The organism is Streptomyces sp. NPDC003720, assembly GCF_042875075.1.
Lineage (GTDB): Bacteria > Actinomycetota > Actinomycetes > Streptomycetales > Streptomycetaceae > Streptomyces.
On sequence record NZ_JBIANZ010000007.1, the window covers coordinates 249619 to 273587 of the forward strand.

Sequence of the window (23969 nt, forward strand, 5' to 3'; positions counted from 1 at the left end):
GGCGCTCCCGCTCCTCCCCGGTGGGCGACCGTGCCCGCGGTGCGGGCCGTCAGCGGTCCCGGCCGCACGCGTAGGCCAGTGGCGGGATCAGCTCCTCGGCGTCCGGCAGCCACCGGTTGGCGGGGGTCGGCCGGCAGGCCCACTGCACGGCGCCCCGGGAGCCGAACCGGGTCGGGGGAGCGGCGACGTAGTCCCCCTCGCCCAGCGCCACCAGATCCAGCGAGGCCGGCGACCAGCCCAGCGTGCGCACCAGGCCGGGGACCTTGGCGGCAGCTCCCGGCAGCACGAAGAACTGCATGCGCCGGTCCGGGGTCAGCGTCACGGGGCCGAGGGTCAGCTCCATCCGCTGCATCCGGGCCAGCGCCAGGAACCCGGCGCTCTCCGGGACGGACACCGCGTCGAAGGTGAGCCCCGTGGGCAGCAGGACCGACGCCGCCGGCTGCTGCTGCCACATCCGCCGGACCACGGTCGCGCTGCCGGTCGCCTGGCCCGCCCAGTCGGGGCGCGCGGGGTGCGCACCCGGCGCGGGGCAGGAGGCGTCGCCGCACGAGCAGCGCTCCCCTCCGCCGACCGGTTCCAGCCAGGTGCCCGGGAACACGTCCCAGTGCCGCTCCTCGGCGTAGCGCACGGCGGTCTCCAGCAGCGACTGCCCGCGCTGCTGCGGAATCTGGGCGGCCTGGGTGCCCGCGATCGTCTCTTCCACGCTCACTCAACTCCCGCGCTCACCTCGGGTTACGGCCGGAGCGCGCGCGGGGGAGGAGCATCCTTTTCGCATTTGGGGCGCATGGGTGCACGAGTGGGGGCGCGCGGGAGGAACCGGGGCGGGAGCTGGGTAGCCAGGGATGGGGGTGGCAACTGCCTACACCCCGGCAAACCGCACATGTCACGCATTGACGGTATGTCAGCTGGGCAGTGATCTGCTCGGCCGGAACCCTCCGGCCGGATCTTCACGCTCCAGGGGTTCGCAGGGGGTAGGACATGGCCGCAAGGCCTCTCGTGGCGAGGCAGCCGAACGAACGGCTGCAGGCACTCATCCAGGAAGCGGGGTGTTCCAACGCCGGACTGGCCCGGCGGGTCAACATGTGCGGCGCCGAGCACGGGCTAGACCTGCGCTACGACAAGACGTCCGTGGCCCGCTGGCTGCGCGGCCAGCAGCCGCGGGGCCGGGCCCCGGCGATCATCGCCGAGGCGCTCGGGCGCAAGCTCGGCCGTACGGTCACGATCGACGAGATCGGCATGGCCAACGGCAAGAACCTCGCCTCGGGGGTCGGTCTCCAGTTCTCGCCGACGGTACTGGGGGCCATCGAGCAGGTCTGCGAGCTGTGGCGCAGCGACGTGGGCCGGCGGGACTTCCTGTCCGGCTCCTCCGTCGCCGCCTCCGCGCTGGTCGAGCCCAGCCGCGACTGGCTGATCTCGGCGCCGGACCCCCAGGTGTCCCGGCAGGCGGGCCCGCGCGTGGGCCTGTCCGACGTGGCGGCCGTACGGTCCATGACCCAGGCGCTGACGGACCTCGACCACCAGTACGGCAGCGGGCACGTGCGCCCGGTGGTCGTGCACTACCTCAACAGCGTCGTCTCCGGGCTGCTCGCCGGGTCGTACCGGGAGGCGGTCGGACGGGAGCTCTTCGCGACCGTGGCCCGGCTCACCGAGCTGGCCGGCTACATGGCGGTGGACACCGGGCAGCCCGGCCTGGCCCAGCGCTACTACATCCAGTCGCTGCGGCTGGCCCAGGCGGCCGGCGACCGCGGCTACGGCGGGTACGTCCTCGCCGCCTCCATGAGCCACCTGGCCGCGCAGCTCGGCAACCCGCGCGAGATCTCCCAGCTCGCGCGCGCCGCGCAGGAGGGCGCGCGCGGACGGGTGACACCGCGAGCGGAGGCGATGTTCCACGCGGCGGAGGCGCGCGGGCACGCCCTGCTCGGCGATATCCGCGCGGCGCAGGCGGCGGAGGGCCGGGCGGTCGGCGCGATGGAACGGGCGGACGCGGCCTCCGGGGACGACCCGGCGTGGATCGCGCACTTCGACGAGGCCTATCTCGCCGACGAGCTGGCGCACTGCCACCGAGACCTCGGCCAGGCCGAGGCGGCGGCCCGGTACGCCGAGCAGTCGCTGGCCGGCCACCCCGCGACCCGGGTCCGGCGCCGCGCCATCGGCTATGTGCTCCTCGCCACGGCCCAGGTGCAGCAGCGCGAGATCGAGCAGGCCTGCGGCACCGGCCTCAAGGCGGTGGAACTGCTGGAGACGCTGCGCTCCAACCGGGGCGCCGAGTACCTGGAGGACCTGCAGCAGCGCCTGGAGCCGTTCCGGGAGGAAGCGGTGGTCAGGGAGTTCGGCGCCCGCCTCGACCTCCAGCCGGCCGCCTGAACGAAAGCCCCGCGGCGCGTGAACGCACGGCCAACGGCACGGGCACGCACGACGTTGCCTTATACAGCGTGCCGCGGGGTGGTTTTGTTACCGCTGTCACTGGGGAGAAGATCGCGTCCTGAGCTGCGTGGCACCCGGCTCCGGGGACCCGGTAGCGTGAGCCGACGATTCCGAAGGTCCCCCATTCGTAGGAGTCCCGGTGACGCAGAGTGGACAGGGCGAGGAGCCCTCGGCGCGACCCGCGCACGAAGGCATCGTGCTGCCCTCCGACGGAGGCGAGCCCCTGCTGCCCGGCACGACGGGCAGCCCGGCCCCGGCGGCGCCCGCCGGCGGCCAGGCCTGGGGCGGCGCCTGGGGCCCCGACCCGCAGCAGCCGCAGCACCAGCAGGACCAGGGCTGGCCGCCGGCGGCCGCCCAGCAGTGGGGCGCCCCGGAACAGCAGCAGCCCGCCGGCGGTCCCGGCCCGCTGCCGCCCGAGGGCGCGCCGGCCCCGTCGTACGACGGCCAGGCATACGGCCAGGGCTACGGGCCGAGCGGCGCGCAGCCCGGGTACGACGGCGGCCCGGCCGCGTACGGGCAGAGCCGGCAGTCCGCTTATGGCGCGGGCCCGCAGCCCGGCTACCGCACGCCCGACGCCTACCAGCAGTACCCGGCGCAGGGCGCCCCCTCGGGCCCCCTGCCGCCCGCCTACCCGGCGCAGGGCGCCCCGCTGCCCCCGGCCGCCGACGGCGCGACCCAGTACATACCGCCGGTCCCCGCGGACGAGGGCGCGACCCAGTACATACCGCCCGTGCAGGGATCCCCCGTCGACGAGGGCGCGACGCAGTACATACCGCCGGTGACGCCGGGCGCGCTGCCGCCCGAGTCGGCCGGGGAGGACACCCGGTACCTCGGGCGGGCCCAGCAGCCCCCCGCGCCGGCCGCCCACTCCGACGCGGACGCCACGCAGTACATCCCGCCCTTCGCCGCCCAGGCGCAGAGCGGTGAGCGGCAGCCGCCCGCCGAGTTCGACAACCTCTTCCGCGGCGGCCCCGCAGACTCCGGCCCGGCCGGGACCACGCAGCAGATGCCGCGGGTCCAGCAGCCGAACAACGCCTACCCCGGCCCGGCGCGGCCCTCGTACGAGCCGCCGCGGGACGACGACCGCGGCCGCGGGGGCCGCTCGCGGGTGCCCCTGATCGCCGCCGCCGGCGTGGGCATCGTGGTGCTGGGCGTGGGCGCCGGCGCGCTGCTCAGCGGCGGAAAAGGGGACAAGGGCGACGACAACCAGACCGTCGCCGCCTCCGCCCCGGCCACCCAGGACTCGCCCTCGGCGGCCGAGTCCGCCGACCCGGCCGAGCAGCAGGCGATCGCCCTGGACAAGCTGCTCGCCGACAGCGGCAGCAGCCGGGCCTCGGTGATCCAGGCGGTGGCGAACGTCAAGCAGTGCAACAATCTCGGCCAGGCCGCCTCCGACCTGCGCAACGCCGCCAAGCAGCGCAGCGGCCTGGTGACCCGGCTGGGCAAGCTCTCGGTCGACAGGCTGCCGGCCAACGCCGAGCTGACGGCCGCCCTCACCAAGGCCTGGCAGGCCTCGGCCGCCGCCGACAACAACTACGCCGCCTGGGCCGACCAGGTCGGCGGCAGGAAGGGCTGCCACAAGGGACGCGCTCGGGTCACCGGTCAGACCGCGGCCGGCAACCGGGAGAGCGGCACCGCGAGCGCCGAGAAGGTCAAGGCCGCGGCGCTCTGGAACACCATCGCGACGAAGTACGGCCTGACCCAGCGCCAGCCGACCCAGCTCTGAGCCGGCCGGGGCGCCGCGCCGCGGGCCGGGTCAGGTGAGGTCCGCTCCCTGGAGCGTGCTCGTCATGTCGGTGATTCCGTCGAATCCCGAGCCCGCGGTCTTCTTCGCCTCGACCAGCTTGCCGTCCTGGACCACCTGCAGGGTCACGTCGGCGTTGACCAGGCGGGGCAGGCCGAGGCCGGCGAGCTTGCCTTCGTAGGGCCAGTGCAGGGTCGGGGTGAGGCCGCCGGTGTACACCTTCAGGCCCTTGTTGAGGGTGTGCCGCACGCTGTCGGCGCTCACCTCGCCGCGGCCGATCTTCTCCAGCACGGCCTTCAGCACGGTGTAGGCGATCCAGGTGGTCTGCACTCCGGCGTCCGCGGGGTCGATGCGGTTGTCGCCGAAGGCCTCCTCGTTGATCACCTTCTTCATCGGGTCCCACCGCGGGTCGGACGTCACCGGGTACCAGCCGGTGATGTACGCCCCCTCGTAGGGGCTCGAGGCGCCGCCCGTCGCGTTGATGACGCTCTGGTCGACGCTGCCCGTCACGGTCGCCGTGCGCACCGCCGGGAAGGCGTCGCGGGCCCGCCGGAAGGAGTCCATGAAGGTGCCGGTGCGGTCCCCGAGCGCGGGCACCACGCAGCCCTTCTTCGTCGCGTCCTGCGTCGCGGACCGCAGCGCCCGCTCGGCCTGGGAGTCGTACTCGGTGGCGTTCTCGGCGGCGAGCTGGTCGCCGGTCGCCGCGTGTCCGCCCTCCTTCAGGCCCGAGTCCAGCAGGGTGGGCAGCTGGTCGCCGGCGATGCTGTCCGGACGCACCAGGGCGACCGGTCCGCAGACCGAGGCCAGCGCCCGGCCGAGACCGGCCAGCAGGGCGGGCTGGCCGCCGTTGACCGGGTACGACATCTGACCGGTGAACTCGTCGCTGCTGATGCCGTAGCCGCCGATGTACGGGATGCCCGCGCTCTCCAGCGGGGCGAGGTAGGAGTCGACGTACTGGCTGTAGGAGCCGACGACGGCGACCACGTCCTCGGCGGCCGCGCGCCGGGCGCACTTCGCCGCGCCCACGCTGTCGTTGTGGTCGTTGCAGGTCAGGATCTCGAGCCTGCGGCCGTTGATGCCGCCGTGGGCGTTGATCCACTTCCCGTAGGCGCGGGCCATCGCCGGCATGCCCGGCTTGTTGGTGGCGTCCGTGTTCTGCGGCGCCCAGGTCATCACCTTGACCGGGTCGTCCCCGGAGCCCCCCGTGGCTCCGGGGACGACCCCGCATCCGGCGGTGAGCGACGTGACCGCGGCCAGTGCGCCCGCGGAGAGCAGGGCCGCTCTGACGGGCCGGGTGAAGGAGAGGGGGAAGGTGCTGCGGATGCGTCGCCTGCCGGTCATGCACACGCACGATTCCCTCACACCGCTAACCCGAGAGTGACCCTCGGTCAATGAACGGTGACGCCGAGGTGAATTCGGGGGGCCGGTGTGACGGATGTGGTGGGGAACGTACGATCGATGACCGTGCAAGGTTCGGAGAACTCTTCCCGTCGCGGCCGTCGCTCCTCCACCATGGGCGGCATGCCACTGAACGACATGCCGTGGTGGCGCTGGCGCAGCAATGTGCGCTCCGCGCTGCACATGCTCTCCGACCCGGTCTTCCAGAGGGACGTCTGGCTGGCCGGTGTGGACGGATACGGCGACGTCACCGACGCCGTGTACCGGCTGGTGGAGGACACCTGGCTGGACAACTGGTCGGCGGAGAAGTACGTCGGCACGATATTCCGCGACTCCCAGGAGGCGGCGCTGGTCGACACGGCCGTGCTGCGGGTGCTGCGGATCATGCACCAGGTCGGCCCGGACGCGCCGGTCTCCGCCTACCTCGACCACCACGCGTGGCCGGAGGCGGTGCGGGCGGCTCGGGACGCGCACCTGCGTCTCGCGGCCAGCGACGGCGACGACCCGGACACCGCCCCGCGCAGCCTCGAGGTCCTGCGGATCATGACGAGGACCGCGTAGCGGGCGGCGGTTCCGTCCGTGGGCGGCCACCGGCGCCGCCGGCCACCGGCGCCGCCGGCCGCCGGCACCCCGTCCGCCCTGCGGGACGACCGTCCGCGGCGGACGGCCGGTGTGGGAACCTGTGGTGCATGAACGAGCAGCCCGCCCGCGCCGCCGCCGACCCGGCCGACCAGTACGTCCTCACCCTCTCCTGCCCGGACAAGAAGGGCATCGTGCACGCCGTGTCGAGCTACCTGTTCATGACCGGCTGCAACATCGAGGACAGCCAGCAGTTCGGCGACCACGACACGGGCCTGTTCTTCATGCGCGTCCACTTCTCGGCCGAGGCTCCGGTGACCGTGGAGAAGCTGCGGGCGAGCTTCGCGGCGATCGGCGACTCCTTCCACATGGACTGGCAGCTCAACCGGGCCGACGAGAAGATGCGCATCGTGCTCATGGTCAGCAAGTTCGGGCACTGCCTGAACGACCTGCTGTTCCGGGCGCGGATCGGGGCGCTGCCGGTGGAGATCGCGGCCGTGGTCTCCAACCACACCGACTTCGAGGAGCTGGTGGGCTCCTACAACATCCCCTTCCACCACATCCCGGTGACGAAGGAGACCAAGGCCGAGGGCGAGGCCCGGCTGCTGGAGATCGTGCACGAGGAGCACGTCGAACTGGTCGTCCTCGCCCGCTACATGCAGGTCCTCTCCGACGACCTGTGCAAGCGGCTCAGCGGCCGGATCATCAACATCCACCACTCGTTCCTGCCGAGCTTCAAGGGCGCGAAGCCGTACCACCAGGCGCACGCGCGGGGCGTCAAGCTGATCGGCGCCACCGCCCACTACGTCACCGCCGACCTCGACGAGGGCCCGATCATCGAGCAGGAGGTCGAGCGGGTGGGCCACGACGTCACCCCCGAGGGCCTGGTCGCCGTCGGCCGCGACGTCGAGTGCCAGGCGCTGGCACGCGCGGTGAAGTGGCACGCGGAGCGCCGGATCCTGCTCAACGGGCGCCGGACGGTGGTGTTCGCCTAGGCCGGGCCGCACGCTCACATCCGGCTCAGGCCCGCCGCCGCGAACAGTACGTCCCGGATCGCCTCGCGGTCGCCCACCTGTCCCGCCGCGGCGTCCTCCGGTGGCACATGGCCCGCCGCCAGGCGGCAGAACTCCACGCCGTCCAGGGCGACATGGGCCACCTCGAACTCGGCGGAGCCCACCGCGCCCGGCGAGTCCAGCGGGATCAGCCACTCCCCGCCGGCCGCGCCCTCGATCTCCAGCCGCAGGCTGCGCCCCGGCTGCCCGGCCGAGACCAGACGCGGGGGCCGGCCCGTCGCGGCCGGCCGCGCCCGCCGCCGTTCGGCGAGCGCCACCGGCAGCATCCGGGCCGCCAGGTCGATCATCCGGTGCAGGTGCCGCGGCGCGGGCGGCTCGTAGGGGTAGTCCACCGCCTCCGCGATGTCCTCCGCGTGCACCCAGCACTCGAAGGCCCGGTCCAGCATCGCGTCGTGCAGCGGCAGCCCGAAGTCGCCGTACGGCACCGTGAGTCCGCCGGTGCTGCCGCCGGTGAAGGACACCGTCCGCACCAGCCGGTGGCTCTGCTCGCGCCAGGGCGCCCGCACGGACCGCGTCGGCGGGTAGTGCGACGAGCGCCAGAACACGTCGGTGCGCTCCGCCGGTCCCGCCGGGGTCCGTTCGCCGCCGACGGCCTCGGTGAGCGGATCGTCCAGGCCGAGCGCCACCGCGACCAGCCCGTCCACCGCCAGCAGATGGGCGATCACCCCGGCCACCGTCGTACGGCGGCTCGTCGCCTCGTCGGCCTCGAACCACCGCAGCCGCACCGGCGCGTGCCACTCGGCGTCCCCGAAGTCCTGCAGCAGCGCGTCCAGCCGGGCGGTCTCGGCGTCGTACGGGGCCGCCCACTCGGGCACCGGGATGCGCGGCGGGCGGCGGGTCAGGCAGCTCTGCAGGACGCGGGTGCGCAGCGCCGGGTCCAGGTCGAGGCTCTCCGGCTGGTGCAGCAGGCCGACGGCCTCGCGCAGCCGGCGCGCCTCGTCCGCGCAGGCCCCGCAGTCGCCGAGGTGCTCCTCCACGGCCGCCGTCTCCGCCGCCGAGCAGGCCGCCAGGGCCCAGGCGCCGAGGAGCGACTTCAGGACGTCGTGCGACAACTCGAGCGGCACGGGCGACGGTTCCCCAGGATCGGCGAGGTCGGGCAGGGGCAGCCCGCTGTCCTCGACGGAGGCGCGGGGCGGCGGGATGCGGGGCTCGCGGCCGTCGCCGGGGCCGTCGTGTGCCGCGAAGGACTCGGGGCCGTTCACACCGCACCCCCGTACCCGCGCGGGCTGCCGGCGTCGTGGGCGGTGGACAGCAGCTGGAGGCCCAGGCGGAGCCGGCGGCGGGCCTCGTCCTCGGTGACGCCGAGGTCGGCGGCGGCCTGCCGGTAGTCGCGCCGCTGGAAGTAGGCCAGTTCGAGCGCGGCGCGCAGCGGTGCGGGCATGGAGTGGACGATGTAGTCGGCGCGGGCGGCGACCGAGGCGCGACGCACCTTGCTCTCCAGGCTCTCCAGCTCCTCGGCGGAGCCGCTCCCGCCCGGGGGCAGCGCGGCGGACTCGGTGGCGCGCAGCCGCTGCACGGCCAGCCGGTGGGTCACCTGGGCCACCCAGGAGCGCAGCGGGCCCTGCTTGGGGTCGTAGGAGTCGGGGTGTTCCCAGACGTGGGCGAAGACCTCGCGGGTGACCCCGTCGGCGGCCCGCTCGTCGCCGAGCACGCGGTGGGCGAGGTTGTGCACGAGGGAGGCGAAGCGGTCGTAGAGCTCGCCGAGGGCGGCTGCCTCACCGCGGGCGAGCCGCTGCTGCATCTTGCGGTCCCAGCGGGGCGGTACGTCCTTCTGCGCCATGTCGCCCCTCCCCTCGCGCTCGTCCGACAGGTCCAGCGTGTCTGCACCGTCGTCTCGAATGTAGTCGGCACCTCCGACAACGCACGCCCCTTTGTGTCAATGTGCGCCCCCCGAGACGTCGCAGGTGATAGTGCCCCCTTCACACATCCTTCACTCGGTCCGCGTCCAACTATGATCGAACAGGATCGATAGTGACTGAAACAAGCCCCTTGTCGATCGTGTGCCGTTTGCGACGCGAAGTTTCAGGGAACGGCCGCTGGGCAGCCGCGCGGAAAGAAACGTAGGAACTGCTTCCGTTTCCGGGCGGTTCCGCGAACCGGCGAGCGGAGGGGCGTGGCCGTGACATTCAAGGTGACCGGCGCCGAACAGGACGGGTGGGCCGTGCTCCGGGTCGGCGGGGAGCTGGACCTGATGACCTCGCCGGTGCTGCGCCAGCGGGTGCACGACGTGGTCGCCGAGGGCCACCACAGCCTGGTGCTGGACCTCTCGGAGGTCTTCTTCTGCGACTCCAGCGGCGTCGGCGTGCTCATCGCCGCCCGCCGGCTGATCCGCTCCTGCCAGGGCCGGCTGCGGCTGATCCTGCCGGACCGGGGCGCGGAGGACGGCTCGCACGTCAACCGGGTCCTCGGCGCGCTCGGCGTCCGCCGCCTCTTCGACGTCCGCCCCGACGTCGAGTCCGCCGTCACCGACGAGGCCGACCCGCTGTCCGCCTGAGCCCGCCGCGGGCCCGCCCCGCCGGCCCGAGCACATCGCGCGCCCGCCGCCACGGACTTGTCGCGAAATTCCCCCGGTCTTGGCACAACCGCCGTTTTCCCGTCACCAGCCCGCCGCGCCCGACGTACGCTCCCAGCCGGATCACCCCCACGTCGACACGAAGGCGGCCCGAGAAGACATGGTCAGCACCGAGTACGAGCGCAGGATCGCCGCCCGGTTCGCCGGCTTCGACCAGGACGGCAACGGCTACATCGACCGCGAGGACTTCAGCGCCGCGGCCAAGGCCCTGCTCGCCGAGTTCGCCGTGCCCGCCCGCTCCGACCGCGGACAGGCGCTCTACGCCGGAGCGGAGGCGTTCTGGCAGGGCATGGCGGGCATCGCCGACCGGGACGGCGACCAGCGCATCACCCGCGAGGAGTTCGTCACCGGCGCGGTCAAGCGCCTGCGCGACAACCCCGACCGCTTCGCCGAGATCGCCCGGCCCTTCCTGCACGCGGCCCTGGCCGTCGCGGACCCGGACGGCGACGGCCGCGCCACCGTCCCCGACACCGTCCGCGTGCTGCGCGTCCTGCGCGTCCCGGAGGACGTCGCGCTGGCGACCGCCACGGCCCTCGACGCCGACGGCGACGGCAGGGTCGGCGAAGGGGAGGTCGTCCCGGCCTTCGCGCGGTACTTCACCGTTCCCGAGTAGCGCTCGCCGCGCAACACGCGCGGACGCGGCTCCGGTTCGGGGAATCATTGGCCCACGATGTCGCGGATCGTGGCGTCCCGGCATCACAGAGCGTTGATATCGGCTTGTGTCCTTGACGTGACTCGTCACGTCCCGGAGTCACGCGTCCCCTCGGGTACCTTGTGTGGGATGCGAGTGGCCGCGAGTTCGTGCCGAGCCGTCTGTGCGCCCGGGTCGTCCCCGGACCGCGCGGTGCGCGCCGCTGCTCGCGGGGCGGAACGGCCCCAGGCTCCCGTCCGTTTCGCCGCCTGTTCGACACCCCGGCGAGCGCGTCGCACAGTATGCCGTACGCGTACTCCTTCGCGCTGGAATATGCCCGAAGCGCTTGTTGGGGTGACTGTACGTCAACCATGCTGTCGCGTAAGGGAATCACGTTCCGTGACCCTTGCTCTGGCCGTTGTCCTGGCCATGCAGAAAATGGCTACGATCGTGGCCCTCGTCGTGGTGCGCGTCGCGGTTCGGGTCGCGGCGTTCGTGCGGTGCGGGGCCATGTGTCCGCCGGTTCGGATGGTGTGAGCGGTGCAGGTGCTTCAAGTGCAGCTGGAGATCCGGCCCGACCCCGCGGAGGTGGGGCGGGCCAGAAGATGGGCCCGCTCGCGGCTCTCCGGGCTCGGGATAGGGGCCGACGAGCCGTTGGCCGAGACGCTGGTCCTGCTGGTGTCCGAGCTGGTGACCAACGCCGTGGTGCACACCGGCAGGCCGGCGGTGCTGCGGCTCTCCCTGCCGGGGGAGACGCCGGGGACGGCGGCCGGCACGGCGGCGGGCGCGGGCACGGGAGCCGGCACGGCGGACGCCGCCGGCCCGGCCGCGTCGGCCACCGTACGGCTCGAGGTGGCCGACACCAGCTCCCGCGCACCCGTCCCGCGCTGCGCCGGTGACGAGGCGACCGGCGGCCGGGGCCTGGCGCTCGTCGACTGTCTGGCCGACCGCTGGGGCTGGCGCCCCGAGGGCTCCGGCAAGAGCATCTGGTGCGAACTGGACCGCTGTTCACAGTCCCGGGAGGGCGCGGCGTCGGCGTACGGGGGCGGTCCGTCCGCGTACGAGGACTTCGCCTTCGAGGCGGTCTAGGCGTCCGGCGCCGCGGTGCGCCCCGGGTGCACCCGTGCGCGGCACCACGAACCAGGCTTGATCCGACAATCATCTGAACTGTGTTGACGTTGCGTCATCAGGCGAACACGCTGGTGGGCGACGATTCGCCGTGAGGGGACGGCGAGGGCCCGGCGGTGCCGGGGTCCTCGCCGAGCGCGGGTCGCACCGGACGGCGGCGCGAGGCCGGATGCGGGGGCGCGCCGCCGTCCGGTGACCGGGCCGCCCGTTCCGACCGCGACGCGGGAGCCGGCCGCCTTTGTCCACAGGCTGTGGACGGTTCATCGCACCGACCCGGCGCGGAAGGTCCGCCGGTACGCGGTCGGCGTCACCCCGAGGGCCTGCTGCAGGTGCTGGCGCATCGACTGGGCCGTGCCGAAACCGGCGTCCCGGGCCACCTGGTCGACCGACAGCTCGCTGGACTCCAGCAGGTGCCGGGCGCGCTCCACGCGCTGCCGGGTGAGCCACTGGCCGGGACTGACGCCGACCTCCTCGCGGAACCGGCGGGTGAAGGTGCGCACCGACATGGACTCCTGCGCGGCCATGTCGCGGAGCTGGATCGGCTCGTGCAGCCGGCCGAGCGCCCAGGCGCGGGCCGCGGTGGTCGTGGCGAGCTGGAGGTCGGGCACGGGGCGCTCGATGTACTGGGCCTGGCCGCCGTCGCGGTGCGGCGGCACGACCGTGCGGCGGGCCACGTCGTTGGCGACGGCCGTGCCGTGGTCGCGGCGCACCATGTGCAGGCACAGGTCGATCCCGGCGGCCACCCCGGCCGAGGTCAGCACGTCGCCGTCGTCGATGAACAGCACGTCCGCGTCCACGTCGATCTTCGGGAACAGCCGCTGGAACCGCTCGGCGTCGGCCCAGTGCGTGGTCGCCGGGCGGCCGTCGAGGAGTCCGGCGGCGGCGAGGACGTACACGCCGGTGCAGATGGAGGCGAGGCGGGTGCCGGTGCGGATGCGGGCGAGCGCGGCGGCCAGCTCGTCGGTCAGCCTGCCCTCGTCGTAGAGCGGGCCCAGTTCGTACGACGCCGGGACGATCACCGTGTCGGCCGTCTCCAGCGCCTCGGGGCCGTGCGCGACGTGCACCGTGAAGTCGGCGTCCGTGTCGACCGGGCCGGGCGGCCGGACCGAGCAGGTCACCACCTCGTACAGGTGCCGGCCCGCGGCGTCCTTGGGGCGGCCGAAGATCCGGTGCGGGATGCCGAGCTCGAAGGGGAGCAGGCCGTCCAGGGCCAGCACGACGATGCGGTGCGGGCGGAAGTCCTCGTCCAGGCTCATGGCCCGATCCTAGCGAACGCTGTCCTTCGGGCCAGTCGTTGCGCACGACCGGATCGAGGACGCTCTATGACGTGACTCAGACAACCGAAGCCGCCGCTCCGCACCGGGCCCCGCCCGCCCGGCGCCGCCGGGTGCACCGCGCCTGGTACGTCGCCGCCGTCACGTTCGTCACGATCATCGGCGCGGCGGCCTTCCGTTCCCTGCCCGGTCTCCTCATCGACCCGCTGCACCAGGAGTTCGGCTGGTCGCGCGGCACCATCGGCGCGGCCGTCTCGGTCAACCTGGCGCTCTACGGCCTCACCGCGCCCTTCGCGGCCGCCCTGATGGACCGCTTCGGCATCCGCCGGGTGGTGGCCGTCGCGCTCACCGTGATCGCCGTCGGCGCCGGTCTGACCGTCTGGATGACGGCGCCCTGGCAGCTGATGCTGTGCTGGGGCCTGCTGGTCGGCCTCGGCAGCGGATCGATGGCGCTGGCGTTCGCCGCCACCGTCACCAACCGCTGGTTCACCGAGCGGCGCGGCCTGGTCAGCGGCATCCTCACCGCCGCCTCCGCCTCCGGCCAGCTCATCTTCCTGCCGGTGCTGTCCTGGACGGTGGAGAACCACGGCTGGCACCCGGCGGCCGTCACCGTGGCCCTGGCCGCCCTCGCCGTGGTCCCCTTCGTGTGGATCCTGCTGCGCGACCACCCCGCCGACGTGGGCCTGAAGCCGTACGGCGCGACGGAGTTCGTGCCCAAGCCGCCCCCGGTCACCGGCGCCGCCCGCCGCACGCTCGGCGTCCTCGCCTCCGCCGCCCGCACGGGACCGTTCTGGCTGCTGGCCGGCACCTTCGCGATCTGCGGCGCCTCCACCAACGGCCTGATCCAGACGCACTTCGTGCCCGCGGCGCACGACCACGGCATGCCGGTCACGGCGGCGGCCTCGCTGCTGGCGGTCATCGGGGTGTTCGACGTCGTCGGCACCATCGCCTCCGGCTGGTTCACCGACCGCTTCGAACCGCGCCGCCTGCTCGCCGTCTACTACGCCCTGCGCGGGGTCTCGTTGCTGTTCCTGCCGATGCTGCTGGGCCCGTCGGTGCACCCCCCGATGGTGTTCTTCATCGTCTTCTACGGCCTCGACTGGGTGGCCACCGTCCCGCCGACCCTGGCCCTGTGCCGGGAGCAGTACGGCGAGGACAGCGCCATCGTCTTCGGCTGGGTGCTCGCCTCCCACCAGGTCGGCGCGGCCCTGGTCGCCTATCTCGGCGGCGCCGCCCGCGACGTCTTCGGCTCCTACGACATGGTCTGGTACGCCTCCGGCACCCTGTGCGCGGTGGCGGCCCTGATGGCCCTGGTCATCCGCCGCCGCCCGGCGGTCCCGGCAGCCGCCCTCGTGCGGCCGGCCTAGGTCGTGTCCGCAAAGTCGCGTCGTTCGCCCGCAGGGCGGGCGTCGCGGCGTCCGGTGCGTGCTCTGGGGGTCCCCCCGGCCGAAGGCTGGGGGAGTGCCGGCCGGATGCCCTCGTACTGGGTGTACTCGGGCTTTCGGCCGGTGCGGCGAGAGTGCGCGCCGGGCGTCGTGACGCAGACGCGACTTTGCGGACACGGCCTAGGGTCTGTCTCACAATTCGCGTCGTCGCCCGCAGGGCGGCCGTGCGGCGTCAGGTGCGTGCTCTCGGCGGGCCGGCTCGAGGGCCGCGTACTGGACGTACTCGGGTCTGGGGCCGGTGCGGCGAGAGTGCGTGCATGGCGTCGCGCGGCAGGCGGGAATTGTTAGACAGGCCCTAGAGGGTCAGGGCGCCGGTGAGGGCCGCGTGGGGGCTTCGTAGGCTGCGCCCATGGGGCGGGGAGAGGCACCGGGAAGACCGGGCGGGAACGCGTACTGGTCGGCCGCCGACCTGAGTGCGGCGGTCGCGATGGGCGGGGCGCAGCTCCCCGCGGCGGGGCTGCTGTGGTGGATCGTCGCCGACGCGGGCCGGGACGACTACGGAGCGGGCTACGGCGGCGCCTTCGGCGCGATCTGCGTGCTTCTCTTCGCGCCGCTGCTGCTGCCCCTGCTCGGCATGGCGCTGACCTTCGTCCTCACCCTGCCCTCGGTGGTCCTCGCCCGCCTGGCCGGCCGCGGCCTCGGCGGCCCGTCCTGGCTCCGGTACCTGGTGGCGCCGCTCGGCCCGGCCGTCGTCTGGGGCGGGCTGACCGTACCGCTGTGGTCCTTCACCACGTCCGTCCCGGTCCTGACGGCCCTGGGCGTGCTGCCCGCCCTCTGGGTCGGGTGCGCGCGCGGGCGGGCCTGGCGGCAGTGGGGCGTGTGGTGGCGCGCGGCGGCCGGGTCCGCGGTCCTCTTCTTCGCGGCCCTTGGCGCCGGGATCCTCGCCACCGAGACGGGCTTCGTCGAGCAGTACCGGCCCCCGGAGCTGACCACCGCCCGGCTCGCCGGGGTCTGGCACGGCGGCGGGGCGGAACTGCGGCTGAGCCCCGACGGGAGGGCGACGGCGGTGCGGCTGCCGGCCGAGCCCCCGGGCTACGACTGGCTCGACCACGCGTACGTGAGGTGCGCGGGCGACGGCGCCTGGAAGCCGCACCACCGGGACGACCTCGGCCGCGACGGCATCCTGCTGCGGCTCGACGGCGACTGCGGCGAGGACACCGACTGGTCCTTCGGCGGCACCGAGGCGGACCCGGAGCTGTACGTCCTGTTCGGCGATCCGGACGCGGGCCGGCTGTGGATCCTGAAGCGGGCCGGCTGACCCGGTCCGGAGGTCAGCGCCGCCCGCGCGGTGAGGTCACCGCCGGGCGCCCGCCGCGAGCCTCCTGGCCACCGCTCTGGCGATCCGCTCCGCGTCGATCGCCAGCTCCCGGAACATGCCGCTGATCGGGTTGGTGAACCCGGTGAAGTACAGGCCGGGGGCCCCGTCCGGGGTGCGCGGCCCGTGCACCACGGGCCTGCCGCGTCCGTCCAGCACGCCCAGGTGCCCGACCAGCCCGTCCAGCGCCCGCTCGTACCCGGTGGCCGCGATCACGGCGTCCGGCGTCAGGCGGCCGCCGTCGGCGAGGACCACCTTCCCGTCCTCGAACCCCTCGACGGCGGCGACGATCTCCACCTTCCCGCCGCGCACCGCGTCGACGATCCCTACGTCCTGCACGGGAATGGCCCCCTCGCGCACCCTGCTGTACAGCCCGCTGTCCGGGCGCGGCAGCCCGTGGGCGGCGAGATCCGGGGTGATGAACCTGCCCAGGGACCGCGCGAGCCGGTCCACGAGCGGCACCGGCAGCCGCCGGACCAGCACGCCCGTGTACTGGGCGGCCCACCCGGCGGTCGAGCGGCGCACGATGTGCGGGGCGGTGCGCACGGCCAGGCGCACCCGGGCGGCGCCGCCCTCCACCAGGTCGACGGCGATCTCGGCGCCGGTGTTGCCGATGCCCACGACCAGCACGTCCCGGCCCGCGTACGGCCGCGCGTCGCGATATCGCCCGGCGTGCAGGAACTCCCCGCCGAAGCCGTCCAGGCCCGGCCAGTCGGGCACCCGCGACGTGTGGTTGTGGCCGGTGGCGACGACCACCGCGCTGCCGGTCAGCTCCCGGCCGCCGGAGGCGTGCAGCACCCAGCCGTCGCCGTCCCCGGCGCGCTCGACGCGGAACACCTCCACGCCGGTGACGATCTCCAGCTCATGGTGCTCGGCGTACTTCTCCAGGTACCGGACCACGTCGTCCCGGGACACCCAGCGCCCGAACCTGCGGGGTATCGCGAGCCCCGGCAGCGCCGACAGCCGCCGGGTGGTGTGCAGGTGCAGGCGGTCGTAGTGCCGCCGCCAGGAGGCGCCCACCCGGTCCGACTTCTCCAGCACCACGGCCCGCACCCCCCGCGCCCGCAGCGCGTACGCGGCGGCCAGTCCGCCGGGACCGGCGCCTATGACGTAGACGGGGCGGTCGACGGGGGTCGCGGTGAGGCGCGCGGAGGAGGGACGGGAGTCGGCCATGAGCGCGAGCGTAATCACACACCCGGTTGATGGGTCTCGGTCAAGACCGGAATTGGTTGCGGATTGATCACGCCTGTGGCGGAAGTGGGCGGGACCGGTGGCCGGGAGCCGTCCCCGCCGCTCTCCGGCCCGGTGCCCGGGCCGCCGTTCGCACGGCGGCGGGGAAAACCGCTGTCCCCGCCGGACGGCCGGCCCGGATCATGGGCGCATGCGCCCCGACGACTGGCAGCTGACCGACGACCCGGACGAGTTGACGGCCCGCGCGGGCGGCTTCCTGCGCTCCCGTCCGGCCCTGCACACGGTCCCGCTGACCGTGCTGGACGCCCTGCGCAGCCGGGGCCTGCACCTGTACGGCGACGAGCCGCCGCTGTTCGGCGTGCTGCGGGACGAAGCCGGCGGCGTCCGCGCCGTGTTCCTCCACACGCCCCCCTTCCCGCTGCACCTCACCCCGCTCGGTCCGGAGGGCGCCGACGCGCTCGCGACCCGCCTGGCCGACGCCGGCCACCCGCTCGCCGGAGTCTCCGGCGAACGCGGCGCGACGGCCGCCTTCGCCGCGTCCTGGCAGCGGCGGACCGGCGCGGCGACCCGGCTCAGGCAGCGCCAACGGCTCTACGAACTGAGCGGGTTGAGCGTCCCGCAGCCACCGCCCGAAGGCCGCGCCCGGGTGGCCGGCCCGGCGGACCGGGATCTGCTGACGCGCTGGTACGACGAGTTCAAGGACGCGGTCGGACAGCACGCCGGCCGGGGCGCGGGCCCCTGGGCCGACGCCCGCATCGCCCACGGCGGCGTCACCCTCTGGGAGACCCCCGACGGCACGCCCGTCGCCATGGCCGGCGCGACCCCGGAGACGGCGGGCCAGGTCCGGGTGGCCCCGGTGTACACACCGGCGCCCCTGCGCGGCCGCGGCTACGCGGGCGCGGTGACGGCGGAGGTGAGCCGTGCCGCCGTGAGGGCTGGAGTGGCCCACGTGCTCCTCTTCACCGACCTCGCCAATCCCACCAGCAACAGCCTCTACCAGCGGATCGGATACCGGGGCGTGGCGGACTTCGCGGTGTGGGGCTTCGGGGACGGCACGGGCGCCGGGGCGGGGTGAGTCACGGCCACAGCAGGTTCTTGCTCCAGCCGAACTCCGTACGCCGGTACTCGAGGCGCACATGGCGGCGGTCCGGGTCGCCCTGGAAGAACTCCACCGCTTCCGGGCGCAGCCGGTAGAGGGTCCAGGTGGGGGAGGGCTCGGCCGGGTTGGCGCGGGCCCGCTCCCAGGCAGCTTCCGACACCTGCCGCAGCTCCTGGAGCGAGGACAGGTCCTCGCTCTGCCGTCCGGTCAGGGCCGCGGCCAGCGCGCCGGTCGAGCGCGCGTGCAGATCCGCCAGGCTCTCGTGCGAAGGCGCCGACGCCACCGCGCCGCGCACCCGCACCTGGCGGCCCAGCGCCGGCCAGTAGAAGGCCAGGGCCGCGTAGGGGTGGACGTCCAGGGCGCGGCCCTTGCGGCTCGTCGAGTGGCTCCCGAAGGACCAGCCGTCCGCGTCGGCGCCGTGCATCATGACGATCCGTACGTCCGGCCTGCCCTCCTCGTCCGTCGTCGCCAGCGACATCGTGTGCGGCTCCGGCTGACCGGCCTCCACCGCCTCCGCGAACCAGGTCGTGAACAGGGGCAGCGGCGTCGGGGGAGCCGTGTCCGGGTCGAAGGGGCGCAGCTCGGTCACCCCGGGGGCCCAGACCCGCAGGGACCGCAGCATGTCGTGGAGATCCTTTTGTGCCATGGGGCGAGTATGGCCGCCGACGGCCGCCGTACTCGTCCCGGACGCTCCCGGCCCGGCCGCGGCGCCACCGGGTCGCGGAACCGCGCCCACCTGGGCGCCGCCGGACCTCAGAGCGTCGCCAGCCGCTCCGCCAGCAGCAGCGCGCCGATGCCGAGCATCGCCGCCCCCGACGTGCGGGTGACCGCGCGGGCCGCCGCCGGGCGGGCGGCCAGCAGAACGCGGGCGAGCGCGCCCACGGTGAGGTAGACGGCCGCGCAGCACGCCATGTGGAGCAGGCCCAGCGCCGCCGTCTGCGCGGGCACGGGCAGCCGGTCGCCGGACAGGGTGAGGAACTGGGGGAGTACGGACAGGTAGAGCAGCAGGCCCTTGGGGTTGAGGCCGCTGATCGTGGCGCCCCGCAGGAAGAGCCTCCCGTCGGCCGGTGGCCCGGCGTCCGCGTCCGGCACGGCCGGGCGGCGCAGCACCCCCCAGCCCAGCCACAGCAGATAGCCCGCGCCCACCACGGTCAGGGCCGTCAGCAACCGGGGCGAGCCCGCCACCAGGACCGCGAGCCCCGCCGTCGCCAGCACCGTGTGCAGCGCGTACCCGCAGACCAGCCCCGCCACCGCGCGCGGCACCCGGCCGCCGCGCAGGGCCGCCGCGATCACGTACGCCTTGTCGGCGCCCGGCACGCACACCAGCAGCAGGTCGACGGCGAGGAAGGAGAAGAGCAGACCCGGTTCCATACCGGCGACATTAGGCGTGAATGGCCCGAAAGTGTTCCTGAAGTTTTCCCTGCACCGCCGGTTCGGAGGGAGAATCTTCCGCATGGACGACGTGGACCGGAAGATCCTTGCCGAGTTGCAGCAGGACGGGCGGCTGACCGTGACCGAGCTGGCCGCACGGGTGCGCCTGAGCGTCTCGCCCTGCCACCGGCGGCTGCGCGAGCTGGAGCGCTCCGGCGCCATCCAGGGCTACCGGGCGGTGGTGGACGCGGGCGCGCTCGGGCTGAACTTCGAGGCGCTCGTCTTCGTCTCCATGCGGCAGGAGGACCGGGACACCGTCGCCGAGTTCGAGCGGGCGGTCGGCGAACTGGACCATGTGCTGGACGCCCAGCGGCTGTTCGGCGAGCCCGACTACCTGCTCCGGGTGGCCACCGCGGACCTCGCCGCCTTCCAGCGGCTGTACGACGAGAGCCTGGCGACCCTGCCCGGGGTGCAGCGGCTCACCTCGACGCTGGTGATGAAGCACGTGGTGCGGGACCGGCCGCTGCCGGCGGCGCGGGGGTAGCGAAAAAGCCGGCGGCGGCCCACTCGAGTGGGCCGCCGCCGGCCAGACAGGACTTGCGATGAAGCGATCACTTGCGGTCCGGATGCCCGGACGGAGGTGCGTCCGCTACTTGCTCGGCTTCTTGCCGGTCACCCCGAGGTGGACCAACAGGGCGAGGTTGGGCTTGAGTTCGGCCTGCTTGACGCCCCAGGAGGAGAAGCCCTTCTGGTGCGCGGCCACCGAGGCGAGCATCGTGACCAGCGAGCCCGCGATCGCCGCCGGGTTCACGTCCTTGTCCACCCGGCCCTTGGTCTGCAGTTCGGTGATCGACTCAGTGAGGGATCCGTTCACCGAGTTCAGGACCTTCATGCGGATCTTGTAGAACCGTTTGTCCCCCTCGGCCGCGCCGAGGTCGATCACGCGCAGGATCGCGTCGTTGCGCCGCCAGAACTCCAGGAAGCCGTCGACCAGTTCCTGCGCGGTCTGCCAGCCGGACTTCCCGGCCCAGGAGCGTCCCTCGAGCAGCTCCGCCAGCCCGGCGCCCTCGGCCGCCATGTGCTCGGCGATCTCCAGGACGGCCCCTTCGACGTCGGGGAAGTACTGGTAGAAGGTCGCGGGCGAGGTGCCTGCCTTCCGGGCGACATCGATGACCTTGACGTCCCGGTAGGGGGAGGAGCTGAGCATCTCGCTGAGGCAGTCGAGCAGCTTCTGCCGGGTCGCCTGCCCACGTCTGCCGGCCACGCGGCCGTCGACGGTACGCACTTGTCCTGTCATGTCGTCAGCTTACCGACGGGTGATCTGAGCGCGATTCGGCCGACTGCAAATGGGGTGCACGAGGGAAATGGGCATGGTGTGGCTGGTCTGCGGGCCGCGCGCGACCCCGCTACTTTGACGACATGGCCGAAAACAGGGCATCCGCGAACGAAGAGGCGTACCCCGAGGGCACCCCCTGCTGGGTGGACGCCGAGCTGCCCGACGTCGAGGCGGGCAAGCGGTTCTACGGCGAACTCTTCGGGTGGGAGTTCGAGGAGTCGTACGGCTCCTCGGTGTGGGCCCTGCTGAACGGCGACCGCGTCGCCTCGCTGGCCCCGAAGACCGACGGCCGCATGCCCACGGTGTGGACGGTGTCCTTCGCGACCACGGACGCCCGGGCCCTCGGCCGGCGGATCATCGCGGCCGGCGGGCAGGTGGTGATGGCCCCGTTCCCGGTGGGCGACCTCGGCACCGCCGCCCTCGCCGCCGACCCCGAGGGCGCGGTGTTCGCCCTGTGGCAGCCCGGCGCCCACGCCGGCTTCGGCCGGCGCCGCGAGCCGAACACGTTCGTCTGGGCCGAGCTGTACACCCGGGACACGGCCGCGGCCAACACCTTCTACGGCGACCTCTTCCACGAGGCCCTGTTCGGCACCGGGACCGAGCCCGACTTCGGCCGCGCGGAGGTGACCGAGGTCTTCCCGGCCGAGATGCCCCCGCACTTCCTCGTCCACTTCCGCGTCACCGCCCTCGACGACGCCCTCGGCGCGGTGCGGCGGCTCGGCGGCCGGGTGCAGAAGCCGCCCTTCGACACGTCGTACGGAAGGGTGGCCGTCGTCACCGACAATCAGGGGGCGTCGTTCGCCCTGCTGGAACGGTGAGGCAGGCGCCGCGACGATGAAATGACCTTATTCGGCACGAGACACCCCGATTCGTCACCGGGTTCGCAACCGGCCGCCCGGCCAGGAAGAATCAGGGTGCGTGCCGCCATGGCGGTGCGGTGGTGAGACGCTGCACTTCGGTCGCGTACATATGTGGGTGGCGCGGCTCGTACGGGGAGGTGGCAGGCAAGTGGTGGATCAGCTGACGCAGCACGATCCGCGGCGGATCGGGCCGTTCGAGGTGCTGGGCCGGCTGGGGGCCGGTGGCATGGGGCTGGTCTATCTGGCACGCTCGGCGTCCGGCCGGCGCGTGGCGATCAAGACGGTCCGCACCGAGCTGGCCGAGGACCAGCTCTTCCGCGTCCGCTTCACCCGCGAGGTGGAGGCGGCCCGCGCGGTCTCCGGCTTCTACACGGCCGCCGTGGTCGACGCCGACCCCCGCGCCGCCGTGCCCTGGCTCGCGACCGCCTACGTCCCCGCGCCCTCCCTCGAGGAGATAGTGAACGAGTGCGGCCCGCTCCCGGCGCAGGCGGTGCGCTGGCTCGCGGCGGGCGTGGCCGAGGCCCTGCAGTCCATCCACGGCGCGGGCCTGGTCCACCGCGACCTCAAGCCGTCCAACGTCCTCGTCGTCGAGGACGGCCCCCGGGTGATCGACTTCGGTATCGCGTCCGGCGTCTCCAACACCCGCCTGACGATGACCAACGTCGCCGTCGGCACCCCCGCCTACATGTCCCCCGAGCAGGCCAAGGACTCCCGCAGCGTCACCGGCGCCAGTGACGTCTTCTCGCTCGGCTCGATGCTGGTCTTCGCCGCCACCGGCCACCCGCCCTTCCACGGCGCCAACCCGGTCGAGACGGTGTTCATGCTGCTCCGCGAGGGCCCGGACCTCACCGGCCTGCCGGACGAGCTGCGCCCGCTGATCGAGTCCTGCATGCAGATGGAGGCCACCGGCCGGCCCAACCCCGCCGACCTCCAGGCCCAGCTCGCCCCGCACCTGTTCGGCTCCGGCTCCGACGACAGCGGCACCGCGTCCGCCTGGCTGCCGGAGAAGGCGGTCGGCCTCATCGAGTCCCGTCGCGGCGGCCGCCCCGCAGCCAAGCCGGCGCCCACCGCCCCCGGCCCGCGCAGCGGCGGCCGGGCCACCGTGCCCCCGCCGCCGTCCTACGACCCCGTGGTCCCGGCCGGCGCCCCCGACACCGGACCGGTCCGGCTGGCCGGCGCGGCCGTGCCCATCGGCCCCGGCCCGCGCGTCGCCGACGCCCGCGCCGCCGCCGTCAAGGCGCCCCCGCCGGAGGCCGGCCTGGTCGCCGGCTGGTCCCGGCCCCGCCAGGGCGTCGCCGGCGCCGACCCCGCCGTACCGCCCGTCCCGGTCCTGCCCCCGGAGACGGCGAACGGCTGGCGCCCGTGGCGCTTCCGCATGTCCAACGACGTCTGGGGCACCCCGGCGGTCGACGGCGAACTGGTCTACGTCACCTCCTTCGAGGTGCACGCGCTGGACGTGGCCACCGGCCGCCGCCGCTTCAAGACCCGGGACGTGGCCTGGTCGATGGCGGTCGCGGACGGCCGCGTCCACGCCTCCGACGGCCCCACCCTGTTCGCGCTGGACGCCCGCGAGGGCGGCGACCTGTGGCGGCTCAACACGGACGCCTGGGTGTACTCCCTGCAGGCCGACCGCGGAACGGTCGTCACCGGCACCCGCGGCGGCGGCGCGCAGGCCTGGGAGGCGGCGAACGGCCGGAAGCTGTGGGAGATCAGCGGCTGCCAGACCGACTTCGAGTCCCCCGAGGCCGGCCCCGCCGTCCACGACGGCACCGTCTTCGTCTGGCAGGACGCCCGGCTGCGCGCCCTGGAGGCCCGCACCGGCGAGGAGCGCTGGTCGTACCCGATCGGCGACGCGGCCTCCTGCGGCGGTGTTCCGGTCCGCATCACCCCGGCCCCCGACGGCTACGTGTACGTCTCCGCCGGCACCCGGGTCCTCGCGATCGAGGTGGCGAGCGGTCTGGTGCGCTGGCACTTCGAGGCCCCCGCGGTCTTCCTCTGCCCGCCCGCCTTCGCGCCCGGCCCCGCCGTCACCGGCGGCGGCGTCTACCTCGCCGACTACCTCGGCACGGTCTACGCCCTGGACGCCACCGACGGCCGCGACCGCTGGCGCATCGCCACCGAGGCCCGCTCCTCCGTCGAGCCGGTCCTGGTGGCGGCCGGCCATGTGCACGTGGGCAGCGGCAAGGGCCTGTACACCCTGGACGCCGTCACCGGCACCCCCAAGTGGCGCTTCCAGTCCGGCGGCGACGTCGTGGGCACCCCCGTGGTCGCCGAGGGCCGCATCCACTTCGGCTCCACCGACCACCTCCTCTACACCCTCAAGTCCGACGACGGCCGCCTGCGCTGGAAGCTGGCCACCGGCGGCGAGATCACCGGCTCCCCGGTGGTGAAGGACGGCGTGGTGTACGCGTGCAGCAAGGACCGGTGCGTGTACGCGCTGGACGCGGAGAAGGGCACCGGCACGGCCCGGACCACCTGAACCGCCCTGAGCGGACGGGCGGCCGCCGCCGGGTACGGGACGGCGGCCGT

The 23969-nt window shown here is 74.0% G+C and carries 22 protein-coding genes; 13 read left to right on the forward strand and 9 right to left on the reverse strand.

The features are described 5' to 3' along the window. Nucleotides 1-49: 49 nt before the first annotated feature. Nucleotides 50-703: a bifunctional DNA primase/polymerase gene (locus ACFYU0_RS21050; protein WP_351665829.1), complete on the reverse strand. Its 654-nt coding sequence runs from the start codon at nt 701-703 to the stop codon at nt 50-52. 275 nt (nt 704-978) lie between these two features. Here ACFYU0_RS21050 and ACFYU0_RS21055 point away from each other — a divergent pair, with 275 nt between their 5' ends. Both ACFYU0_RS21055 and ACFYU0_RS21060 read left to right on the forward strand, forming a co-directional pair. After that, complete coding sequence (locus tag ACFYU0_RS21055; protein WP_351665828.1) at nt 979-2364, forward strand: transcriptional regulator; 1386 nt, start codon at nt 979-981, stop codon at nt 2362-2364. 199 nt (nt 2365-2563) lie between these two features. Then, nucleotides 2564-4150, forward strand: coding sequence for a hypothetical protein (locus ACFYU0_RS21060; RefSeq protein ID WP_389303232.1), 1587 nt, complete (start codon nt 2564-2566; stop codon nt 4148-4150). Nucleotides 4151-4180: 30 nt separating this feature from the next. Here the strand turns inward: ACFYU0_RS21060 and ACFYU0_RS21065 are convergent, their stop codons facing one another. Next, nucleotides 4181-5509 carry an ABC transporter substrate-binding protein gene (locus ACFYU0_RS21065; protein WP_351665825.1) on the reverse strand — a complete coding sequence of 443 codons (1329 nt, stop codon included), beginning with the start codon at nt 5507-5509 and terminating at the stop codon, nt 4181-4183. A gap of 117 nt (nt 5510-5626) precedes the next feature. Here ACFYU0_RS21065 and ACFYU0_RS21070 point away from each other — a divergent pair, with 117 nt between their 5' ends. Together ACFYU0_RS21070 and purU are read left to right on the forward strand one after the other, a co-directional pair. Continuing rightward, nucleotides 5627-6127, forward strand: coding sequence for a hypothetical protein (locus ACFYU0_RS21070; protein WP_351665824.1), 501 nt, complete (start codon nt 5627-5629; stop codon nt 6125-6127). A gap of 128 nt (nt 6128-6255) precedes the next feature. Continuing rightward, entirely contained in the window at nt 6256-7140 is an 885-nt protein-coding gene (purU, locus tag ACFYU0_RS21075; RefSeq protein WP_351665823.1) for a formyltetrahydrofolate deformylase, read from the forward strand. Nucleotides 7141-7154: 14 nt separating this feature from the next. Here the strand turns inward: purU and ACFYU0_RS21080 are convergent, their stop codons facing one another. Together ACFYU0_RS21080 and ACFYU0_RS21085 are read right to left on the reverse strand one after the other, a co-directional pair. Next, on the reverse strand, nt 7155-8420 hold the full coding sequence (locus ACFYU0_RS21080; protein ID WP_389303237.1) for a zf-HC2 domain-containing protein: 1266 nt from the start codon (nt 8418-8420) through the stop codon (nt 7155-7157). Next, nucleotides 8417-8998, reverse strand: coding sequence for a sigma-70 family RNA polymerase sigma factor (locus ACFYU0_RS21085; RefSeq protein ID WP_351665819.1), 582 nt, complete (start codon nt 8996-8998; stop codon nt 8417-8419). The genes ACFYU0_RS21080 and ACFYU0_RS21085 overlap by 4 nt, the downstream gene beginning before the upstream one ends. 333 nt (nt 8999-9331) lie before the next feature. Between ACFYU0_RS21085 and ACFYU0_RS21090 the strand changes: the two genes are divergently transcribed. The 3 genes from ACFYU0_RS21090 to ACFYU0_RS21100 all read left to right on the forward strand — a co-directional run bounded on the left by ACFYU0_RS21090 (nt 9332) and on the right by ACFYU0_RS21100 (nt 11510). Next, on the forward strand, nt 9332-9712 hold the full coding sequence (locus ACFYU0_RS21090) for an STAS domain-containing protein (protein ID WP_351665817.1): 381 nt from the start codon (nt 9332-9334) through the stop codon (nt 9710-9712). Nucleotides 9713-9890: 178 nt separating this feature from the next. Then, on the forward strand, nt 9891-10403 hold the full coding sequence (locus tag ACFYU0_RS21095; protein WP_351665815.1) for an EF-hand domain-containing protein: 513 nt from the start codon (nt 9891-9893) through the stop codon (nt 10401-10403). A gap of 573 nt (nt 10404-10976) precedes the next feature. Beyond that, nucleotides 10977-11510 (forward strand): ATP-binding protein, encoded by a 534-nt coding sequence (locus tag ACFYU0_RS21100; RefSeq protein ID WP_351666193.1) that lies wholly within the window; start codon nt 10977-10979, stop codon nt 11508-11510. A 299-nt stretch (nt 11511-11809) separates the two neighbouring features. Here the strand turns inward: ACFYU0_RS21100 and ACFYU0_RS21105 are convergent, their stop codons facing one another. After that, the gene (locus ACFYU0_RS21105; protein WP_389303242.1) at nt 11810-12805 is read right to left on the reverse strand and encodes a GlxA family transcriptional regulator; all 996 of its coding nucleotides are present in this window, start codon (nt 12803-12805) and stop codon (nt 11810-11812) included. Between the two features lie 71 nt (nt 12806-12876). Between ACFYU0_RS21105 and ACFYU0_RS21110 the strand changes: the two genes are divergently transcribed. Together ACFYU0_RS21110 and ACFYU0_RS21115 are read left to right on the forward strand one after the other, a co-directional pair. Beyond that, nucleotides 12877-14190, forward strand: a complete 1314-nt coding sequence (locus tag ACFYU0_RS21110) for an MFS transporter (RefSeq protein WP_389303245.1) — start codon at nt 12877-12879, stop codon at nt 14188-14190. A gap of 427 nt (nt 14191-14617) precedes the next feature. After that, a complete protein-coding gene (locus ACFYU0_RS21115; RefSeq protein ID WP_389303248.1) occupies nt 14618-15526 on the forward strand; it encodes a hypothetical protein in 909 nt (302 codons plus the stop codon). Nucleotides 15527-15562: 36 nt separating this feature from the next. Here ACFYU0_RS21115 and ACFYU0_RS21120 read toward each other — a convergent pair whose 3' ends face one another. Then, on the reverse strand, nt 15563-16756 hold the full coding sequence (locus ACFYU0_RS21120) for a flavin-containing monooxygenase (RefSeq protein ID WP_389303250.1): 1194 nt from the start codon (nt 16754-16756) through the stop codon (nt 15563-15565). 208 nt (nt 16757-16964) lie between these two features. Here ACFYU0_RS21120 and ACFYU0_RS21125 point away from each other — a divergent pair, with 208 nt between their 5' ends. After that, the gene (locus ACFYU0_RS21125) at nt 16965-17849 is read left to right on the forward strand and encodes a GNAT family N-acetyltransferase (RefSeq protein ID WP_389303253.1); all 885 of its coding nucleotides are present in this window, start codon (nt 16965-16967) and stop codon (nt 17847-17849) included. Between the two features lies 1 nt (nt 17850). On the opposite strand, the gene ACFYU0_RS21130 is transcribed toward ACFYU0_RS21125, so the two are convergent. Together ACFYU0_RS21130 and ACFYU0_RS21135 are read right to left on the reverse strand one after the other, a co-directional pair. Then, nucleotides 17851-18519 carry a pyridoxal 5'-phosphate synthase gene (locus tag ACFYU0_RS21130; protein ID WP_351665033.1) on the reverse strand — a complete coding sequence of 223 codons (669 nt, stop codon included), beginning with the start codon at nt 18517-18519 and terminating at the stop codon, nt 17851-17853. Between the two features lie 107 nt (nt 18520-18626). After that, entirely contained in the window at nt 18627-19244 is a 618-nt protein-coding gene (locus ACFYU0_RS21135) for a LysE family translocator (RefSeq protein WP_389303256.1), read from the reverse strand. Between the two features lie 82 nt (nt 19245-19326). Here ACFYU0_RS21135 and ACFYU0_RS21140 point away from each other — a divergent pair, with 82 nt between their 5' ends. Further along, entirely contained in the window at nt 19327-19788 is a 462-nt protein-coding gene (locus tag ACFYU0_RS21140; RefSeq protein ID WP_351665029.1) for an Lrp/AsnC family transcriptional regulator, read from the forward strand. Between the two features lie 105 nt (nt 19789-19893). Here ACFYU0_RS21140 and ACFYU0_RS21145 read toward each other — a convergent pair whose 3' ends face one another. Then, nucleotides 19894-20529 (reverse strand): TetR family transcriptional regulator, encoded by a 636-nt coding sequence (locus ACFYU0_RS21145; RefSeq protein ID WP_351665063.1) that lies wholly within the window; start codon nt 20527-20529, stop codon nt 19894-19896. A 134-nt stretch (nt 20530-20663) separates the two neighbouring features. On the opposite strand from ACFYU0_RS21145, the gene ACFYU0_RS21150 reads away from it, so the two are divergent. Then, nucleotides 20664-21398, forward strand: a complete 735-nt coding sequence (locus ACFYU0_RS21150; protein ID WP_351665027.1) for a VOC family protein — start codon at nt 20664-20666, stop codon at nt 21396-21398. A gap of 190 nt (nt 21399-21588) precedes the next feature. Next, a complete protein-coding gene (locus tag ACFYU0_RS21155; protein WP_389303259.1) occupies nt 21589-23919 on the forward strand; it encodes a PQQ-binding-like beta-propeller repeat protein in 2331 nt (776 codons plus the stop codon). Nucleotides 23920-23969: the final 50 nt, after the last annotated feature.

What these genes read in the sequence shown, in the direction of transcription:
- purU (WP_351665823.1), top strand. Translation starts at nt 6,256, where the DNA reads ATGAACGAGCAGCCCGCCCGCGCCGCCGCCGACCCGGCCGACCAGTAC.
- ACFYU0_RS21120 (WP_389303250.1), bottom strand. Translation starts at nt 16,756, where the DNA reads ATGGCCGACTCCCGTCCCTCCTCCGCGCGCCTCACCGCGACCCCCGTC.
- ACFYU0_RS21125 (WP_389303253.1), top strand. Translation starts at nt 16,965, where the DNA reads ATGCGCCCCGACGACTGGCAGCTGACCGACGACCCGGACGAGTTGACG.
- ACFYU0_RS21140 (WP_351665029.1), top strand. Translation starts at nt 19,327, where the DNA reads ATGGACGACGTGGACCGGAAGATCCTTGCCGAGTTGCAGCAGGACGGG.
- ACFYU0_RS21065 (WP_351665825.1), bottom strand. Translation starts at nt 5,509, where the DNA reads ATGACCGGCAGGCGACGCATCCGCAGCACCTTCCCCCTCTCCTTCACC.
- ACFYU0_RS21070 (WP_351665824.1), top strand. Translation starts at nt 5,627, where the DNA reads ATGACCGTGCAAGGTTCGGAGAACTCTTCCCGTCGCGGCCGTCGCTCC.
- ACFYU0_RS21095 (WP_351665815.1), top strand. Translation starts at nt 9,891, where the DNA reads ATGGTCAGCACCGAGTACGAGCGCAGGATCGCCGCCCGGTTCGCCGGC.
- ACFYU0_RS21130 (WP_351665033.1), bottom strand. Translation starts at nt 18,519, where the DNA reads ATGGCACAAAAGGATCTCCACGACATGCTGCGGTCCCTGCGGGTCTGG.
- ACFYU0_RS21085 (WP_351665819.1), bottom strand. Translation starts at nt 8,998, where the DNA reads ATGGCGCAGAAGGACGTACCGCCCCGCTGGGACCGCAAGATGCAGCAG.
- ACFYU0_RS21150 (WP_351665027.1), top strand. Translation starts at nt 20,664, where the DNA reads ATGGCCGAAAACAGGGCATCCGCGAACGAAGAGGCGTACCCCGAGGGC.
- ACFYU0_RS21115 (WP_389303248.1), top strand. Translation starts at nt 14,618, where the DNA reads ATGGGGCGGGGAGAGGCACCGGGAAGACCGGGCGGGAACGCGTACTGG.
- ACFYU0_RS21055 (WP_351665828.1), top strand. Translation starts at nt 979, where the DNA reads ATGGCCGCAAGGCCTCTCGTGGCGAGGCAGCCGAACGAACGGCTGCAG.
- ACFYU0_RS21105 (WP_389303242.1), bottom strand. Translation starts at nt 12,805, where the DNA reads ATGAGCCTGGACGAGGACTTCCGCCCGCACCGCATCGTCGTGCTGGCC.
- ACFYU0_RS21135 (WP_389303256.1), bottom strand. Translation starts at nt 19,244, where the DNA reads ATGGAACCGGGTCTGCTCTTCTCCTTCCTCGCCGTCGACCTGCTGCTG.